Origin of the sequence: Clostridium sp. M62/1 (assembly GCF_020736365.1) — a bacterium.
In the GTDB taxonomy this organism is placed as follows: domain Bacteria; phylum Bacillota; class Clostridia; order Lachnospirales; family Lachnospiraceae; genus Otoolea; species Otoolea saccharolyticum_A.
The window spans coordinates 1493681-1512236 of record NZ_CP085988.1; the positions used below are offsets into that span (position 1 = coordinate 1493681).

Below are 18556 nucleotides of genomic sequence, written 5' to 3' on the forward strand. Positions count from 1 at the left end.
TATACATACCTGTACATATTGCACATATAGTCCAAAGCAGGAGGCGGCAGAGGAAAAAGCGGTATGTCTTCTGCCGCAGAGAGGGGAAGGCAGTAAAACGATGGAATACAGGGAAGAGGATTATCTGATGATTTCCGGGATTCAGCATTTCAGGTTCTGCAGAAGACAGTGGGCAATCATCCATATAGAGAAGCAGTGGGAGGAAAATGTCCATACTGTAACTGGAGAATTGATGCACAGGAAGACCCATGATCCCTATCTGGCAGAAAAGAGAAGAGATGTTCTGATCAGCAGAGCCCTTCCGGTACATTCCCGGTCACTGGGGGTGAGCGGCGAGTGTGATACGGTGGAATTCAGAAAATCAGAGAATGGAATCAAGCTGCATGGCCATAGGGATCTCTATGAAATTTATCCGGTAGAATATAAGAAGGGAAGCCCGAAAATTACAGAGGAGGACCGCCTTCAGCTTACCGCTCAGGCCATGTGCCTGGAGGAAATGTTTTCTGTAAATATTGCTGAGGGGGCTATTTTTTACGGGGAAACAAGAAAACGGGAGGCTGTGACGTTTACAGATGAGCTGCGAACAGAAGTGAAGGAAATGTTTGAGGAAATGCATCAGTATTACAATCGCGGTTACACTCCGAAGGTTAAATGGAGCAAAAGCTGCAATGGCTGCTCTTTGAAGGACATCTGTCTGCCAAAGCTGGGAAAGGCACAGTCAGTAAAAGCATATATCAGCCAGGCAGTTGGGGAGGAAGAATGAGAAGGCTTTTAAATACATTGTATGTCACATCAGAGGACAGCTATCTGGCTCTGGATGGAGAGAATATTGTGGTACTTACAGGTGAACAGGAGGCTGGCAGGCTTCCGCTTCATACGCTCGAATCGGTGATTTCCTTTGGATACCGGGGTACAAGCCCTGCCCTTATGGGAGCGTGTGCAGAGCGGGGAATCTCTCTTTGCTATCTGACGCCCCAGGGTAAATTTCTGGCAAGGGTAAGCGGGAAAGTTAAGGGCAATGTACTGCTGAGACAAAGGCAGTTTGAGAGCAGCAGAAATGATGAGGAGAGCCTTGCAATTGCGAAAAACTGCATGATTGGAAAGGTACATAATGCCAGATGGGTGCTGGAGAGAGCCATAAGAGATCACGGAATGCAGATAGATGCAAAAAAGGTGAAAGAAGTATCCCTGCACTTAAAGGAGAGTCTGAAATGCATAGAAAGAAGCAAGACAAAGGAAGAGCTGAGAGGTCATGAGGGAGAGGCGGCTGCGGCGTATTTCGGCGTATTTGATGAGCTGATCCTTCAGCAGAAAAAAGAGTTTTTCTTTCAAGGGCGCAGTAAAAGGCCGCCTATGGATAATGTCAATGCACTGCTGTCCTTCGTCTACACACTTCTTGCCAATATGATTTCTTCGGCTCTCGAGTGTGTGGGCCTTGATCCCTATGTAGGGTATTTTCATACGGATCGTCCGGGAAGGGCATCTCTGTCCTTTGACATAATAGAGGAGTTCCGGCCGGCGCTGGCAGATCGCTTTGTATTGTCGCTGATTAATAAAAAGCTCGTAAACGGAAAAGGGTTTAAGAAGAAAGAGAACGGAGCGGTTATTATGACGGATGATACAAAACGGATTGTACTGACAGAGTGGCAGAACAGGAAAAAAGAGACACTTACACATCCGTTTCTTAAGGAAAAAATAGAATGGGGAATGGCACCTTACGTCCAGGCATTGCTTCTGGCCAGATATCTGAGAGGAGATTTGGATGGTTATCCGCCTTTTTTATGGAAGTAGGGCATAGGATAGGAAGAAGAAAGCGAACCTGAGAGAAATACAGTAAACACGGCGATGGGAAAACGAGTATGGAAACGTATGAGTGAAAAAGTGAAAAAAACGTGGGAAGCCTTAAGGAGGGAGAATGCTTGTATTAATTACTAACTAAAACTTCCCACACCATATTGGTGCGTTGATCCTTGAAAATTCAATATTTCAGCCAATAAAAAAAGCATAAATCTGTTCCGTTTGGTATAATGGAATTGACTAGAAACCATCTTTACAAAGGAGATTTATGCCATGTCCAGTATACCACAAAACTATTTCGTTGAGAACGACTTAATTGACTGTGTTCAGAGATTTTTTTCCAAACATCATGTTGGCAGGCTCCTTGCCAGATGTAATGGAATGAAGGAAAAAGGTGTTTCATCTGTTTCCCTGCTTCGTTATAAACTCAGCAACATTTTTGTCGGAAGAAGTATGTATATGCAGCAGCGGACTGGCTCTTTTAAGGAGGCGTTTTCCAAGAACACTTTCTACCGTTTCCTTAATTCTTCAAAAACAAACTGGCTTCGTTTTACTTCTCTTCTTGCAGCTGATATTGTCAATCATGACATTCGTGATCTGACAGATCCGGAAAGAAAAAATGTCTTTATCATTGATGACAGCCTTTTCAACCGTACCAGCTGTAAGAAAACGGAACTGGGATCAAAAGTTTTTGACCACACGGATATGCATTTCAAAAAGGGCTTCAGGATGCTTACTTTAAGCTGGAGTGATGGAAACACACTGATCCCTGTAAACAGCTGCCTGTTAGCGTCTGCAAAGAATACAAATATCATCGGCCCGGTAAAGGACTTTGACAACAGAACCCTTGCAGGAAAAAGACGTGCGCTAGCCCAAACAAAAGCACCAGAGGCAATGATGACTTTACTGAATACAGCCCTCAGTGCAGGGCTGAAAGCGGATTATGTCCTGTTTGATTCCTGGTTTTCCAATCCAGCACAGGTCACAGCCATCCATGCAAAAGGCATGGATGTGATTGCCATGATTAAGAAAAGTAGCCGGATCAAATATTCGTACGGTGGTGAACAGCTGAATATCAAAGAAATCTATTCCCGGAACAAAAAGCGCCGTGGCAGATCAAAGTATCTGCTTTCTGTTGATGTTATGGTAGGAAAGGCGAATCCAATTCCGGCGAAAATCGTATGCGTAAGGAACAAGGCAAACCGCAAGGACTGGCTTGCTTTTATCTGTACAGCTACAACACTTTCCGAGGAAGAGATTATCCGTATTTATGGAAAGCGCTGGCAGATCGAGGTCTTTTTCAAAACCTGCAAATCCATGCTGAATCTGGTTGGAGAATGCCACAGTTTATCTTATGATGCACTGACAGCCCATGTGGCGATCGTGTTTACCCGATATATGTTACTTGCAATGGAGCAGCGCCAAAATGAAGATCAGAGAACGCTTGGTGAACTGTTCTTCTTCCTTGTTGATGAAATGGCAGACATTACTTTCAACAGGTCACTTTGCATCCTGATGGAAGCCTTGATGGCAAGTCTTCAGGGAATCTTTAAACTAAGCGATGAGCAACTGAATGCTTTTACCGCTGATTTTGAAGCAAGATTGCCGGAATATCTGAGAAAAGCACTCCATTTGGAAGCTGCAGCGGCATAAATCGCTATTTTGTTAGCTGAAATATTGAATTTTCAAGGAACGAATCCCATTTTAGGTATGGGAAGTTTTAGTTACTAAAACTTCCCACACCATATTGGTGCGTTGATCCTTGATAATTCAATATTTCAGCCAATAAAAAAAGCATAAATCTGTTCCGTTTGGTATAATGGAATTGACTAGAAACCATCTTTACAAAGGAGATTTATGCCATGTCCAGTATACCACAAAACTATTTCGTTGAGAACGACTTAATTGACTGTGTTCAGAGATTTTTTTCCAAACATCATGTTGGCAGGCTCCTTGCCAGATGTAATGGAATGAAGGAAAAAGGTGTTTCATCTGTTTCCCTGCTTCGTTATAAACTCAGCAACATTTTTGTCGGAAGAAGTATGTATATGCAGCAGCGGACTGGCTCTTTTAAGGAGGCGTTTTCCAAGAACACTTTCTACCGTTTCCTTAATTCTTCAAAAACAAACTGGCTTCGTTTTACTTCTCTTCTTGCAGCTGATATTGTCAATCATGACATTCGTGATCTGACAGATCCGGAAAGAAAAAATGTCTTTATCATTGATGACAGCCTTTTCAACCGTACCAGCTGTAAGAAAACGGAACTGGGATCAAAAGTTTTTGACCACACGGATATGCATTTCAAAAAGGGCTTCAGGATGCTTACTTTAAGCTGGAGTGATGGAAACACACTGATCCCTGTAAACAGCTGCCTGTTAGCGTCTGCAAAGAATACAAATATCATCGGCCCGGTAAAGGACTTTGACAACAGAACCCTTGCAGGAAAAAGACGTGCGCTAGCCCAAACAAAAGCACCAGAGGCAATGATGACTTTACTGAATACAGCCCTCAGTGCAGGGCTGAAAGCGGATTATGTCCTGTTTGATTCCTGGTTTTCCAATCCAGCACAGGTCACAGCCATCCATGCAAAAGGCATGGATGTGATTGCCATGATTAAGAAAAGTAGCCGGATCAAATATTCGTACGGTGGTGAACAGCTGAATATCAAAGAAATCTATTCCCGGAACAAAAAGCGCCGTGGCAGATCAAAGTATCTGCTTTCTGTTGATGTTATGGTAGGAAAGGCGAATCCAATTCCGGCGAAAATCGTATGCGTAAGGAACAAGGCAAACCGCAAGGACTGGCTTGCTTTTATCTGTACAGCTACAACACTTTCCGAGGAAGAGATTATCCGTATTTATGGAAAGCGCTGGCAGATCGAGGTCTTTTTCAAAACCTGCAAATCCATGCTGAATCTGGTTGGAGAATGCCACAGTTTATCTTATGATGCACTGACAGCCCATGTGGCGATCGTGTTTACCCGATATATGTTACTTGCAATGGAGCAGCGCCAAAATGAAGATCAGAGAACGCTTGGTGAACTGTTCTTCTTCCTTGTTGATGAAATGGCAGACATTACTTTCAACAGGTCACTTTGCATCCTGATGGAAGCCTTGATGGCAAGTCTTCAGGGAATCTTTAAACTAAGCGATGAGCAACTGAATGCTTTTACCGCTGATTTTGAAGCAAGATTGCCGGAATATCTGAGAAAAGCACTCCATTTGGAAGCTGCAGCGGCATAAATCGCTATTTTGTTAGCTGAAATATTGAATTTTCAAGGAACGAATCCCATTTTAGGTATGGGAAGTTTTAGTTAATTACTTATGATGTCAACACAGAAACACCGGAGGGAAAAGCAAGACTGAGAAAAGTGGCAAAACAGTGCGTCAATTACGGAAGGAGAGTCCAGAACTCCGTATTTGAGTGCATTCTGGACAGCGCCCAGTGCGTAAAACTGAAATGTGAACTGGAAGAGCTGGTAGATAAGCAGACAGACAGCCTCCGTTTTTATTATCTGGGAAATAATTATAAAACCAAGGTAGAACATATTGGAGTAGAGAGGGGGACGCCCGCAGATTCTGTATTGATTTTCTAGTGCGAATAACAGTTACACATAAAATTCCCTGGAGATTCGCACCGAAAAAACTGCACAAAAAATTATGAAATGGACAGGATAGAGGGAAAAATGGCCTGTAATAATAAATTATGAATGAAAAAATGTGCAAACTGCTGAAAATCGCACAAGATATTTGGGCAGTTTTGCCGTCGCTCCCCTCGCGGGAGCGTGGATTGAAATTTTTACCTCCAAATATAAGTATAACATGCTTTGTTGTCGCTCCCCTCGCGGGAGCGTGGATTGAAATAGGCCATCGGATTCATAGCGCAGGAAGTAGAGATGGGTCGCTCCCCTCGCGGGAGCGTGGATTGAAATCTACCCTTCTGCTCCCTTTGGAATTACTCCTGGGTCGCTCCCCTCGCGGGAGCGTGGATTGAAATCCGAAAACAATATTAGCAATGCCCCTCCAAACCATGTCGCTCCCCTCGCGGGAGCGTGGATTGAAATCCTCATCTTCGGAAGCAAGCTTGACTCTGCGAAGTCGCTCCCCTCGCGGGAGCGTGGATTGAAATTGTTCCAAGGCCTACATGTTCCGGCAATACTGCCGTCGCTCCCCTCGCGGGAGCGTGGATTGAAATCAGCAGGTCAGCCCATTTTGTACGGGCAAGGGCGGTCGCTCCCCTCGCGGGAGCGTGGATTGAAATCATCCGAACAAAATGAGCCTTGGCTGGTAATAGAGTCGCTCCCCTCGCGGGAGCGTGGATTGAAATAAATTTACGCCACGATCTTATTTATTGTTTTACTCGTCGCTCCCCTCGCGGGAGCGTGGATTGAAATATATGGACAAGGGAAAGGTAAGCAAAATACATGGGTCGCTCCCCTCGCGGGAGCGTGGATTGAAATCCAATGAGCCACTACATCAGGGTGTGCTACACCGTCGTCGCTCCCCTCGCGGGAGCGTGGATTGAAATATCCGCACCGATTCAGACGGACTTTTGCGACGGAGTCGCTCCCCTCGCGGGAGCGTGGATTGAAATCATATCCTTTTGGGCTATCTATGTACATGTATTCGTCGCTCCCCTCGCGGGAGCGTGGATTGAAATCTCCTATGCATCACCACAGGTTTTTCGCCCTCTCTGGGTCGCTCCCCTCGCGGGAGCGTGGATTGAAATATTAAACACTGCCGCCATATCTTTTCCGCCGTCTGCGTCGCTCCCCTCGCGGGAGCGTGGATTGAAATCATTAATCTGTCTTTTAAACCAAATGGATATATTGTCGCTCCCCTCGCGGGAGCGTGGATTGAAATTTGCCAGGATGCTTGAAGAGAAAGCTGCTGAGAGTCGTCGCTCCCCTCGCGGGAGCGTGGATTGAAATTGGAGCAATAGAATATACTTTTCGTGTACTTTTGGTCGCTCCCCTCGCGGGAGCGTGGATTGAAATTACTATTGGATTTTATATGTATTCTGGAATGTATGTCGCTCCCCTCGCGGGAGCGTGGATTGAAATCGCGATGTAGGTGTCCGCCCGTCCTGTCTCCGAGTCGCTCCCCTCGCGGGAGCGTGGATTGAAATCCGGATAGCTTTTTTGACCTTGCCATTGTAGATCCAGTCGCTCCCCTCGCGGGAGCGTGGATTGAAATTAATAGTGGATTCTTTTACATGCGCCCTGGTCTTTTCGTCGCTCCCCTCGCGGGAGCGTGGATTGAAATTACGTCTTTTACTTCCGCTTTATTTAAGACAGCGTCGCTCCCCTCGCGGGAGCGTGGATTGAAATAAAGACGGCTCCGTCATCAGTAGCATAGGCAAATAGTCGCTCCCCTCGCGGGAGCGTGGATTGAAATCGAACTGTTTCGTCGGCCTGGGCCTGAATCTTATCGTCGCTCCCCTCGCGGGAGCGTGGATTGAAATATAAGCCAGATCATCCTGATACCTTCCGTAATCGTCGCTCCCCTCGCGGGAGCGTGGATTGAAATCTGTGTATCCTGAAATTCCGTGTTGCTCTGCCAGGTCGCTCCCCTCGCGGGAGCGTGGATTGAAATTTGATGACATTTGTTGTCTATGACGTAATGATACAGTCGCTCCCCTCGCGGGAGCGTGGATTGAAATCGAATTGCCCCCGCTGTTTATATCCAGCATCAGAGTCGCTCCCCTCGCGGGAGCGTGGATTGAAATCCGCGTCCAAATCCTTCTTTCCGGCGAGTAGACCAAGTCGCTCCCCTCGCGGGAGCGTGGATTGAAATTCTTGTTACTGTGACTAAAAAAAAACAGTAGAGCCGTCGCTCCCCTCGCGGGAGCGTGGATTGAAATTACATACGATTTTGCGCTTGCTACAATCTTCTCCGTCGCTCCCCTCGCGGGAGCGTGGATTGAAATAGCTTGTCCCTTTTAGACTTGCAAGCCCCTTCCTCGTCGCTCCCCTCGCGGGAGCGTGGATTGAAATTGCTTGATTGAGAATAAGATAACTGGAAATAACAGTCGCTCCCCTCGCGGGAGCGTGGATTGAAATCTACAGCGAGTATATGGACAGCAAACAGTCCTACCGTCGCTCCCCTCGCGGGAGCGTGGATTGAAATTCCTCCGCTTCAGGAAGTCCATAAAAGCAGCCCTTGTCGCTCCCCTCGCGGGAGCGTGGATTGAAATAACCTGCTCATCTGTAAGATCCGGGTTTGCAGTAGTCGCTCCCCTCGCGGGAGCGTGGATTGAAATAGTACAGCGATATAATTGCATAACCATCCCGGCGTCGCTCCCCTCGCGGGAGCGTGGATTGAAATCGGATGTGGAGATTGAGGAGAGAGAATGAGCACAGAGTCGCTCCCCTCGCGGGAGCGTGGATTGAAATACTGTCCTGTACGGTCACACACCGGATCAGGGCATCGTCGCTCCCCTCGCGGGAGCGTGGATTGAAATCTTCATCTCCCGGTTCAAGATCTTAAATTTTCCCGTCGCTCCCCTCGCGGGAGCGTGGATTGAAATTCTCTTGTACCGTTCCAGAGCTTTCAGCTGCTGTGTCGCTCCCCTCGCGGGAGCGTGGATTGAAATTAATATAGAAAAAGGGAATCGTTCTGTTACCGACCGTCGCTCCCCTCGCGGGAGCGTGGATTGAAATTGTTCCAAAAATCAGAGTGCCGGAAATGCTCTGCTGGTCGCTCCCCTCGCGGGAGCGTGGATTGAAATCTCTATCCGCATCCCTCTTGCCAGTAGATCCGTCGTCGCTCCCCTCGCGGGAGCGTGGATTGAAATACATGTCCGTTTAGAAGCTCTTCATCACTGTTTTGTCGCTCCCCTCGCGGGAGCGCGGATTGAAATCAGTGCCGATGATACTATTATAGCACATTTTCGCGTCGCTCCCCTCGCGGGAGCGTGGATTGAAGTTCTGTATTCTCATTACCATTATATCAATTTAATATGTCAGTCATCTAAAAAATATATTTTACAGGTGTCTAATAATCAGTGTAATATATGAAGTATAGGTAAAAAATTACAACCGACAGGAGGCAATTTCATGAAAGAAAACCATAGCTTAGAAATGATTGGAATTCAGAATACCACAGGCAAGGTTCACTACAATTTAAGCCCTGCCCGTCTGGTAGAGGAGGCTCTTCGCCGCGGTGAAGGTGTGTTAACAGATACAGGTGCTCTTTCTGTTACTACAGGCAAATACACAGGACGTTCACCAAAAGACAAATTCATCGTGGACACAAAGGACGTTCATGATAAGATTGCCTGGGGAGATGTAAATGTTGCTATCTCTGAGGATGCCTACCAGTCAATTAAAAATAAAATGTTTGCATATCTGGCTGACAAGGAATTATACGTATTCCAGGGTTTTGCAGGAGCTGACAAGAAGTACACCAGAAAGTTCATGGTTGTCAATGAACTTGCAAGCCAGAACCTGTTCATTCATCAGTTACTGATCAGACCGACAGCTGAGGAGCTGGAAAATTACGGCGCATCTGATTTTACCATCGTTGCAGCTCCTGGCTTTACCTGCGATCCGGCTGTAGACGGGACAAATTCCGAGGCAGCTATCATTGTCAACTTCCAGGACAAGATGGTACTGATTGCCGGTTCCAAGTATTCCGGAGAGATCAAGAAATCCGTATTCTCCGTAATGAACTATCTGATGCCGGTTGAGGAGAATGTACTCCCGATGCACTGCTCTGCCAACATGGATCCTGAGACCCATGAGACAGCTGTATTCTTCGGTCTCTCCGGAACAGGAAAGACAACTCTCTCCGCCGATCCTGGAAGAAAGCTCATCGGTGACGACGAGCACGGCTGGTCTGACAACGGCGTATTCAACTTCGAGGGCGGCTGCTATGCAAAGTGCATCAATCTGGATCCGAAGAATGAGCCGGAGATTTACAATGCCATCCGTTTCGGAAGCGAGGTGGAGAACGTAGTTCTGGATCCGGAAACAAGAAAGCCGGATTATGATGATGACTCTATCACGGAGAATACCCGTGTGGGCTACCCGATCACCTACATTGACAATGCTCAGATTCCGGGAGAGGGAGGAATTCCGAAGGTTGTTATCTTCCTGACAGCTGATGCGTTCGGCGTACTTCCGCCAATCTCCAGACTGGACGAGAATGCAGCAATGTATCACTTTGTGACAGGATTTACCTCCAAGTTAGCCGGTACAGAGCGCGGAATCAAGGAGCCGCAGCCGACATTCAGCACACTGTTCGGCGAGCCGTTCATGCCTCTCGATCCGTCTGTATATGCAGAGATGTTAGGTGAGAGAATTAAAAAGTACAACACAAAGGTTTACCTTGTAAATACAGGCTGGACAGGCGGTCCTTACGGAGTGGGAAGCAGAATGAAGCTGTCCTACACGAGAGCCATGGTAACAGCAGCATTAAACGGAGAGCTGGAGAAGGCTGAGTACAAACACGACGATGTATTTAATGTAGACGTGCCCCAGTCCTGCCCAGGTGCTCCGGCAGAGATTATGAATCCGAGAGACACATGGGCTGATAAGGCAGCTTATGATGAGGCAGCTGCCAAGCTGGCTAAGATGTTCAAGGACAACTTTGACAAGAAGTACCCGAATATGCCGGAAGAGATCAAGAATGCCGGCCCGAGAGCTTAATAAAAGGTACTGGCGCCGCAGGCTCCGGTTTAGGCAGGAGAAGAGCGCAGAGAAATATTGAGCAGTAAAGCCCATATAAGGCAGACATAAAAAACAGCAGGACAAGCTGAAGAGAAAGCTGCTGCAGGATGCAGAATCCGGCAGGAATCGTTTCGGAAGATTATTCCGGTTTACGATCCTGCCGGGGCATCGGCAACAGCTTTTTTGTTGTATGGAAAGACCGTGTTGTTTTAAAAGGCAAAAGCCCTGATTCCGACAGAGCAGAAAGGGCTTTGCTGGGGATGGGATGTGCAGCCGGCCAGATAAGAACTGCTGCCCGGCAGCTGTGCCGGTCATGTCCTGAAATACGCTATTTTATCTGATATAAGGTCTCTGGGGAACATGTACTTTTCTCAATCTTCCCTGCAGAGCAGCTTAGCCAGCTGGCAGGCGCACGGGTTCAGGGAACGGCTGGTATCCTCCACGAGACAGATAGAGCGGAGGGGGATTTTCTCATCCAGAGGAATTTGAACCACCTTTCCGCTTTCCAGGTCTTCCCTGGCCAGGTTTTCTGAGACAAAGCCGATTCCCAGGTTATTGCGGATCAGGGGAAGAAGCTGGTCGGCAGTAGCCGCTTCGACGTCTGGAAGAAGCGTAAGTCCCAGACTTTGATAAAACGTATGGTAAAACTCATACGTTTTGGTAGACTTTCCCAGGCAGACCAGGGGATAATCAGTCAGCTCGGCCAGGCGCCGTCTGCTGCCAGATAAAAACGCATAGTTGCTGCCGCCCACCAGGATTTCACGAAACTGCTTCAATGGAGTTTCGCGAAACGGAGGGGAAGTGTCGGAAGGAGAGGTGACAACTGCGAAGTCTACCAGCCCCTTTTTGAGAGCAGACACAGCCTGAGGCGTGGAAAAGTTTGCAATGCGGATGTGTACTCCCGGAAACAGGGTGCGAAATTCACTGAGCCTGGACAGCAGAAGCTCGTGGAGAGCCGTCTCGCTGGCGCCGATGCTTACAGTTCCATCCTGTATGCTTTTTCCGCGGCCCAGTTCTGACTCTGCCATCTGAAGCTGCTTGTAGGCGATGGAAACGTGGTGAAACAGACGATCTCCTTCCGGCGTCAGAGAAACTCCCCGGTTGGAGCGGATAAACAGACGGCAGCCAAGCTGATTCTCCAGATTGTTCATAGAACGCGTAATATTGGGCTGGTTGTTCATCAAAATATTGGCGGCCTGGGTAAAGCTCTTGTACTTTGCCACATAATAGAAAATACGGTAGTAATCGTAGTTGATTTCCATGGCTTCTCCTTATCTGCACAATTCTTATATCAAAATGATATATCGAAGATATCCGATTGATTTGATGTTCCTAATTATACCTGAAAGAATGGGAGAAGTAAAGACAGGGTGAAGGGAGAAAAAGCCGAAAAAGAGCAGGCTCTGGCTTACGCCGCCTGCTCCTCCTGGGCCTTTCTTACAAGGCTTGAAACATCTCTGAGAATTTCAAGGTGGACAGAGAGAGGAAGATGGTCGACTGTCATCTCTCTGAGCTTTGTGGTTCCGTCTACGCCGCCGGCTTCTATGACACGGCGAAGCATTTCCGTCTCCTGGGCCTCGCTGGGAAGAAGGAAGGCTCCTGTTTCCATGGAAAGCAGTGCCGCTGCTCCGATTCCCCACCAGTTAGACACGCCTCCGGCCAGCACGCAGTCGGCAGAAGCGGCGGTACAGATGATTTCTCCGCAGGGAACAAAGGACTCGATTTCTTTTCGGAAGGCGCCCATTCCCATCTCATTTCCGCCGTCTCCGATGGAGAGGGTACGGATATTTCTCCGGGCAGCCAGCTCCAGAAAACAGTCGGCGTCGGCTGTCATGAAGTCAATAATCTCACCGCGCATATTGTGATAATGGCCGTCTGCCGCCTTTCCGGGCCGTTCTAAGGTGATCACGTGGGTAGGGCAGAGGGTGTCGAGAAGCTGCTCGGAAAAGGCGCGGGTTCCTGTTTCCGGAAGTACGGTGACAGGCACGTCGGGACAGCGTACGGAGAGAGCTGCCTTAACTAATTCGGACGAGTGCGCGTCCGTTGCCACTGTGACCTGGCATCCGTTTGCTTTCAGGGCAAAAGCAAGATCGGCGGATCCCAGAGGTCCGTCCGTCTCCCCGATCACGGACCCGTCAGGACAGAGAACCGGAAAGCCCGTAAGGATCAGGGCGCGTCTTGCGCAGAAAAGCTCTTTGGCTGCCAGTGATAAGGGGGACGGCGGAAGAGAGCCAAGCAGGCCGCGTCCGCCAAAATCCTGCTTCATCACTGCATCCAGCTTGTCAAAAAAATTCATATGAAATCCTCCCATTATGAGGGCTTTTTACCTGTTTCCGGGTTCAGACCCGGTTGGAACAAATAAAAAAAGCCACTCCTCCTGTTCAGATTCATGGCTCTTATTTACGATGGGAACATCCGGGCAGGAGTCCCGATAAATAAAAGAATCCGTATGCTTTTTTCAATCCTATCTTAACGCGTTTCCTCCCTCCTGTCAAGTTAAAAGACGGCTCCGTTTCAAAAATCCAGGCGATTCTGAAATTTTGCTTGAAGGAAGAAAACTGCCTGCTTATAATAGTAACAATGGATGGCGAAAAGATGCCAAAACAGAGCCGTCTGCCTCAAAAAAGAAGGAATTCCGGCAGACTGGTTTTTCAGGAAAATGACAGGGAGAACAAAGCTATGCAATACGGAAAAGGTACAATATTAGTGGTGGGCCAGGCCAAGCCCAGCAGAGAGGATGCGATCTACAGCCTCCACGGAGAATTTTACATCAGCCTGGTGCTGGAAAAGGAGAGCGGGAAAATTCTGAATGTGGAGTGCAACACCATTCTTCATGTGACGAGTGATTTTGTGGCAGAGATGTTCATTGGAAAGAGTCTCAGGACAGATCTGGAGCTGCTGGAGGGAGAGATCAGAAGCCGCTATTTTGCCATGACCCAGAAACCGCTGATTGCCTGCATGAAGGACGCATACAACCGGTATATGATGGTTCTGGAAAAGGAAAGACGCCTGTAGATCCTCGCAGACTCAGAGCGGACAGAGAAAATAGATCTGTATTTTTTCATTCGTTTCTGATATAACTATACGTGCCCTGAAACTGGAAGGTGCCAAGAGACGGCGCCTGCTCTGGATTTCTTTGCAGGAAACAAAAAAATTTAGGAAAAGTGAGGGATTGTTCGGTGAAGGAAAGAGACGGACAGCATGTAAGCGAAGCGAAATGGAAGGCTCCCCTGGATGAGGCCGGGGAGAAGCGCCATCTGAAAAACTGCCTCTCAGTGATTGAGGAGAATATTTCTCTCTATAAAAAGAAGGAGAGAGATTATCAGCGGGAGGTAAAGGAACTGTACCAGTCGGTGAAAAAGGGGGAAGGTGACTCCTACGGCCTTCTGGTTGCCGGGCGCAATATTCTGGAACACACCCAGAATGCGCTCAGAAAAAACAGAGCTGCGCTGAAAAAAGCCTACTTCGGGCGCATTGACTATGAGGACAGAACCTTTGGCGTCAATGAAACATGTTATATTGGAAAAAACGGCATTACAAAGAATCAGACGGATGTGATCATCGTGGACTGGCGCGCTCCGGCTGCCAATGTCTACTATGAAAATGAGCTGGGAGAGGGCAGCTATGACGTTCCGGGAAGCGGCTCTGTGGAAATCTGTCTGGACAGGAAGAGAACCTACGATATAGACGGAGATACGCTTCTGGGATTTTACGATGACGATGTGGCTGCCAATGACGAGCTTCTGGTTAAATATCTCTCTCAGAACAAGGAGGCTGTTCTGGGCGATATTATCGCGACTATTCAGAGAGAGCAGAATGAAATTATCAGGGATATACCTTATAAAAATATCATTGTCCAGGGAGTTGCGGGAAGCGGAAAAACTACAGTTGCCCTTCACCGCATTTCCTATCTGCTCTACAACTATGACAAGGAATACAAGCCGTCGGAGTTCTGCATTGTCGGAAGCAGTGATATGCTGCTCAACTATATAAACAGCGGTCTTCCGGAGCTGGATGTAAACCATGTGCGCCAGATGAGAATGGATGTGTTTATCCCCTATCTGATGGGAAAAGCGTGGAAAAAGAAATACATTCTGACAGAAGACAGGGAGGATGCTCCGGCCAAAAGCCACCTGTCCTTTATAAGGAAGCTGGATCAGTTTCTGGATACATGGAGGGAGCGCTCTCTGAACCTTGGGGATATCAGAGACCAGACGCTGGGCATGGTATTTACAGAGGAAAACCTGAGAGAAACGGCAGAGAGAAATGAGGGACTCTCCCTTTATCAGCTGGAAAAGCTCTTAAATGCCAGAATTGCGTCAAGAATCCGCTTTCTCTGTACGGGAAAGGATGAGAATTTCAGGAAGGAAAAGCTGGCAGAGTATAAAAAATATTTCGACTCATCCAGACATAAATGGACGGAAATGCAGATCTACCTGGAATTTCTCGGCCTGCTTGCGGAGGAAGGCTCTGCCGGCATTTCAGAGGAGACGAAGGAGGCTGTGAAAAAAGGGCGGTTTGACCTGTATGATGCGGCTGCCATTGCCCTGATATGGAAACGGATTCTGGCAAAAAAGGAGACGGATGAGTTCAGCCAGATCATCATTGACGAGGCCCAGGATTTCGGAGAGACGGTGTACTATGTGATCCGCCGTCTGCTGCCGGGCTGCTACTTCACCATTATGGGCGATGTCTCCCAGAATATCCGCTATGAGACGGGAATGAACGACTGGGAGGGGCTTAAGGAAGCCATGTTTGAGAAGGAGAACGACAGCTTTTACCTGCTGGCCAAGAGTTACCGGAATACGATAGAGATTTCCGGCCAGGCCGGACTGGTTCTGGAGCATGCATCCCAGGGCGCCTATAAGATCCAGCCGGTGATCCGGCACGGCCGTCCGGTAGAGGACAGAACGGCACATCAGGAGCCTGAAAAGGCGCTGAGAGTGGCGGTGGAGGAGGTTAAGAGCCGCGGCTATGAAACCATTGCCGTTATCTGCCGGTGCGAGGAAGAGGCAGAAGAGGTGAGAATGCTGCTGGGACTCGAAAAGACTGCGCCGGGAGAGTTTAAAAACGGCGTTATGGTGCTCCCTGTGACTCTGACGAAGGGATTGGAGTTTGACGCGGTAATTCTCTGGAAGCCGGATGAGGAGCATTATGGCGTAAACAAAAAGGACGCCAAACTTTTGTATGTGGCAATCACCCGCGCCCTTCACGAGCTCTGGCTGGTGGGCGATCGGGAAAAAAGTCCTCTGTTTGAGGGAAGGGAAGCATAGCTTCCATGTGAAATGGCGCATCAGCCATCGGTGAAAAAAATAAGTGACGCATCCACACAGACAGCCGTCTGGATGCGTCACTTTTCTCTTTTTTAGAAAACCTGGGGCAGGGATTTCTCCTGCTCTTTCCTACTCCTTGCCGTTCCAGCAGTAAGTACAGAGTTTACATGGGGAAATGCCGATGGATTCCACCAGATCGTCGAGGCGGTGGAACTGGAGTGTGGTAAAGTTTAATTTCTTTCGGATTTCCTCTACCATGGCCTTGTAGTTTTCACTGTCCGGGTTAGCGTAATCGGCCAGTGTTTCCTCAGAGACGTCGTCTCCCTCCCGCTCACGGATGATCCGTCGTGTGATTAAATCCAGCTCTGAGTTGGAGCGGGAAAAATTCAGGTATTTGCAGCCAAACAGAAGCGGAGGACAGGCGGGACGAATATGTACCTCCTTGGCGCCGCTCTGGTAGAGAAACTCTGTGGTTTCCCCCAGCTGTGTACCGCGGACGATGGAGTCGTCAATGAGAAGAAGACTCTTGTCGCGGATCAGGGCGTCTACGGGAATCAGCTTCATGCGGGCGATCAGATTTCTCTGGTTCTGGCTTGTAGGCATGAAGGAACGAGGCCAGGTTGGCGTATATTTAATGAAAGGACGGGCAAATGGGATGCCGGATTCATTGGCATAGCCGATGGCATGTGCGATACCGGAGTCCGGAATGCCTGCAACCAGATCAGATTTGGAGTGATCGCGTCTGGCAAGCATTTTTCCGCAGGTATAGCGCATGGCCTCCACATTGACTCCCTCATAGGTGGAGGTAGGATAGCCGTAGTAAACCCAGAGGAAGGAACAGATTTTCATCTCCTCCCGCGGTGCGCTCAGCGTTTCGATTCCCTCCGGAGTCATAAATACAATCTCGCCGGGGCCTAACTCGTGGCAGTCCTTGTAGCCGAGGTTAATGTAGGCAAAGCTCTCGAAGGATACGCAGAAAGCGCCCTCCTTCTTTCCGATCATGGCCGGAGTTCTTCCAAGCCTGTCTCTGGAAACGTAGATGCCCTCCGGGGTCAGAAGCAGGATTGTCATGGAACCCTGAATCCTCTCCTGTGCATACAGAAGGCCGTCTACAATGGAATCCTTCTGGTTGATGATGGCGGCGACCAGCTCGGTGGCATTGATCTTTCCGCCGCTCATCTCAAGAAAATGAATATGGCCCTTTTCATAGGACTCCTCGATCAGTTCCTGCTCATTTGTTATTTTGCCCACTGTGGTGATGGCATAGCTGCCCAGGTGGGACTGAATTAAAAGCGGCTGCGGTTCCATATCGGAAATACAGCCAATGCCCATATTTCCCGTCAGTTCGTCCACATCTCGCTCAAATTTCGTTCGGAACGGGGAATTTTCGATATTGTGAATGGAACGGTTGAAGCCGTCAGGCCCGTAGACGGCCATTCCGCCGCGTCTGGTCCCAAGATGAGAATGATAGTCTACTCCGAAGAATAAATCCAAAGTGCAGTTTGTTTTTGAGGTTACACCAAAAAATCCGCCCATTTTTTCCTTCCTTTCAATCTGTGTAATTCAGTTGTTTTTTCTGACGCCATACAGCGCAAAAGTCAACTCTATCTTAGCATATATTAGGTAAAATGGACAATAGGATTCATTTATTATAAATATTAATAAAAACAAAGGGGTTTCGTGATAAAGGGGTTGGTGTTTTTCATAAAATTAGGTATAATGGCTGTACGGCAGGAAATGCTTTTCAGACTCATCAGAATAGAAAGAGGAAGAAACTATGAGGATCAAATACAGAACAGGAAAATTTCTGGCTGCCATGGTCTGTGCGGCAGCCCTGTGTACATGGGGAGGCACAGCCTCCTTTGCGGCAGAAGTGTCAGGGCCGGCATCTGACACGGAGATAGCGGAGAACTCAAAAGAGCAGGCTCAGCCAATGGGGCCTGGGATGGAAAGTGCACAGTCCGCAGAAAGCAGTCAGCCAGAAAACGGAGCCCAGACAGAAGGCGGCGGCCAGGCAGGAGATACGCTGCAGACAGAGGGCGGTCAGACGGGAGGCGCAGCTCAGACAGGGGATGGGGCTCAGACAGAGGGAAGCAGCCAGGAAGGAGATGGAGCTCAGGGAGAAACAGCCGGTCAGGCAGACGGGATGGTGATGAGCAATGGCCGTCTTCTGGATCCGTCCAGACCCATGGTTGCCCTTACCTTTGACGACGGACCGTATGCCCCGGTGGGAAACAGGATTATGGACTGTATGGAAAAGTATAATGGAAGGGGCACCTTCTTTGTAGTAGGAAACCGCGTCAATTCCTTCCAGGAGGAACTGCGCCGGATGCAGGCAGCCGGCCACGAGATAGCAAATCACAGCTACAGCCATAAGTACCTGCAGAAGCTGGGAGCTGAGCAGATAAGAAATGAGGTGGAAGGCTGCAATCAGGCAGTGGCTGCCGTCACCGGCGTATCGCCGGCCCTGATGCGCCTGCCGGGCGGAAGCTACAATGCAGCTGTACTGGCCAATATTCACCAGCCGATTATCCTGTGGAACATTGACACAAGGGACTGGGCCACAAAAAACGCAGCTCAGACAGCTGCAGCTGTAATCGGCAAAGTAAAGGATGGAGATATTGTGCTGATGCATGAGCTGTATTCGTCTACGGCTCAGGCGGTGGAGCAGATAGCTCCGGCTCTCACCGGGCAGGGCTTCCAGCTTGTGACAGTGAGCGAGCTGATACAGTTTCGGGGCGGAGCGGCTCCCGGAGTTATTTCCTACAGCTTTCCTCCGGCTTAGGGCTTTTACGAAACGGAGAGGAAACGCAGG

General features: G+C 48.6%; 12 protein-coding genes and 1 CRISPR repeat array. Of the genes, 9 read left to right on the top strand and 3 right to left on the bottom strand.

The window, feature by feature from the left end:
- The first annotated feature begins 100 nt into the window (after nt 1-100).
- From cas4 to pckA, 6 genes are all read left to right on the top strand, one after another.
- On the top strand, nt 101-763 hold the full coding sequence (gene cas4 / locus LK436_RS07270; RefSeq protein ID WP_008398230.1) for a CRISPR-associated protein Cas4: 663 nt from the start codon (nt 101-103) through the stop codon (nt 761-763).
- Nucleotides 760-1791 (top strand): type I-C CRISPR-associated endonuclease Cas1c, encoded by a 1032-nt coding sequence (gene cas1c, locus LK436_RS07275; protein WP_008398228.1) that lies wholly within the window; start codon nt 760-762, stop codon nt 1789-1791. Before cas4 ends, cas1c begins: the two co-directional genes overlap by 4 nt.
- Before the next feature lie 279 nt (nt 1792-2070).
- Nucleotides 2071-3450: a transposase gene (locus LK436_RS07280; protein WP_008394736.1), complete on the top strand. Its 1380-nt coding sequence runs from the start codon at nt 2071-2073 to the stop codon at nt 3448-3450.
- A gap of 209 nt (nt 3451-3659) precedes the next feature.
- On the top strand, nt 3660-5039 hold the full coding sequence (locus tag LK436_RS07285; RefSeq protein ID WP_008394736.1) for a transposase: 1380 nt from the start codon (nt 3660-3662) through the stop codon (nt 5037-5039).
- A gap of 74 nt (nt 5040-5113) precedes the next feature.
- Complete coding sequence (cas2, locus tag LK436_RS07290) at nt 5114-5392, top strand: CRISPR-associated endonuclease Cas2 (protein ID WP_044931741.1); 279 nt, start codon at nt 5114-5116, stop codon at nt 5390-5392.
- Between the two features lie 169 nt (nt 5393-5561).
- Nucleotides 5562-8724: direct repeats of the CRISPR family, unit length 32 nt; unit sequence GTCGCTCCCCTCGCGGGAGCGTGGATTGAAAT.
- 130 nt (nt 8725-8854) lie between these two features.
- On the top strand, nt 8855-10447 hold the full coding sequence (pckA, locus tag LK436_RS07295; protein WP_008399015.1) for a phosphoenolpyruvate carboxykinase (ATP): 1593 nt from the start codon (nt 8855-8857) through the stop codon (nt 10445-10447).
- A gap of 392 nt (nt 10448-10839) precedes the next feature.
- On the opposite strand, the gene LK436_RS07300 is transcribed toward pckA, so the two are convergent.
- Entirely contained in the window at nt 10840-11730 is an 891-nt protein-coding gene (locus tag LK436_RS07300) for a LysR family transcriptional regulator (RefSeq protein WP_008399013.1), read from the bottom strand.
- A 146-nt stretch (nt 11731-11876) separates the two neighbouring features.
- Nucleotides 11877-12764 carry a DUF4392 domain-containing protein gene (locus tag LK436_RS07305; RefSeq protein WP_015572970.1) on the bottom strand — a complete coding sequence of 296 codons (888 nt, stop codon included), beginning with the start codon at nt 12762-12764 and terminating at the stop codon, nt 11877-11879.
- Nucleotides 12765-13147: 383 nt separating this feature from the next.
- Between LK436_RS07305 and LK436_RS07310 the strand changes: the two genes are divergently transcribed.
- Nucleotides 13148-13483 (top strand): DUF3870 domain-containing protein, encoded by a 336-nt coding sequence (locus tag LK436_RS07310; protein WP_044931764.1) that lies wholly within the window; start codon nt 13148-13150, stop codon nt 13481-13483.
- Between the two features lie 164 nt (nt 13484-13647).
- Nucleotides 13648-15741, top strand: coding sequence for a HelD family protein (locus LK436_RS07315; RefSeq protein ID WP_008399010.1), 2094 nt, complete (start codon nt 13648-13650; stop codon nt 15739-15741).
- 129 nt (nt 15742-15870) lie between these two features.
- Here LK436_RS07315 and LK436_RS07320 read toward each other — a convergent pair whose 3' ends face one another.
- Entirely contained in the window at nt 15871-17277 is a 1407-nt protein-coding gene (locus tag LK436_RS07320) for an amidophosphoribosyltransferase (RefSeq protein ID WP_015572972.1), read from the bottom strand.
- A 241-nt stretch (nt 17278-17518) separates the two neighbouring features.
- Here LK436_RS07320 and LK436_RS07325 point away from each other — a divergent pair, with 241 nt between their 5' ends.
- Entirely contained in the window at nt 17519-18526 is a 1008-nt protein-coding gene (locus tag LK436_RS07325) for a polysaccharide deacetylase family protein (RefSeq protein ID WP_008399008.1), read from the top strand.
- Nucleotides 18527-18556 lie beyond the last annotated feature (30 nt).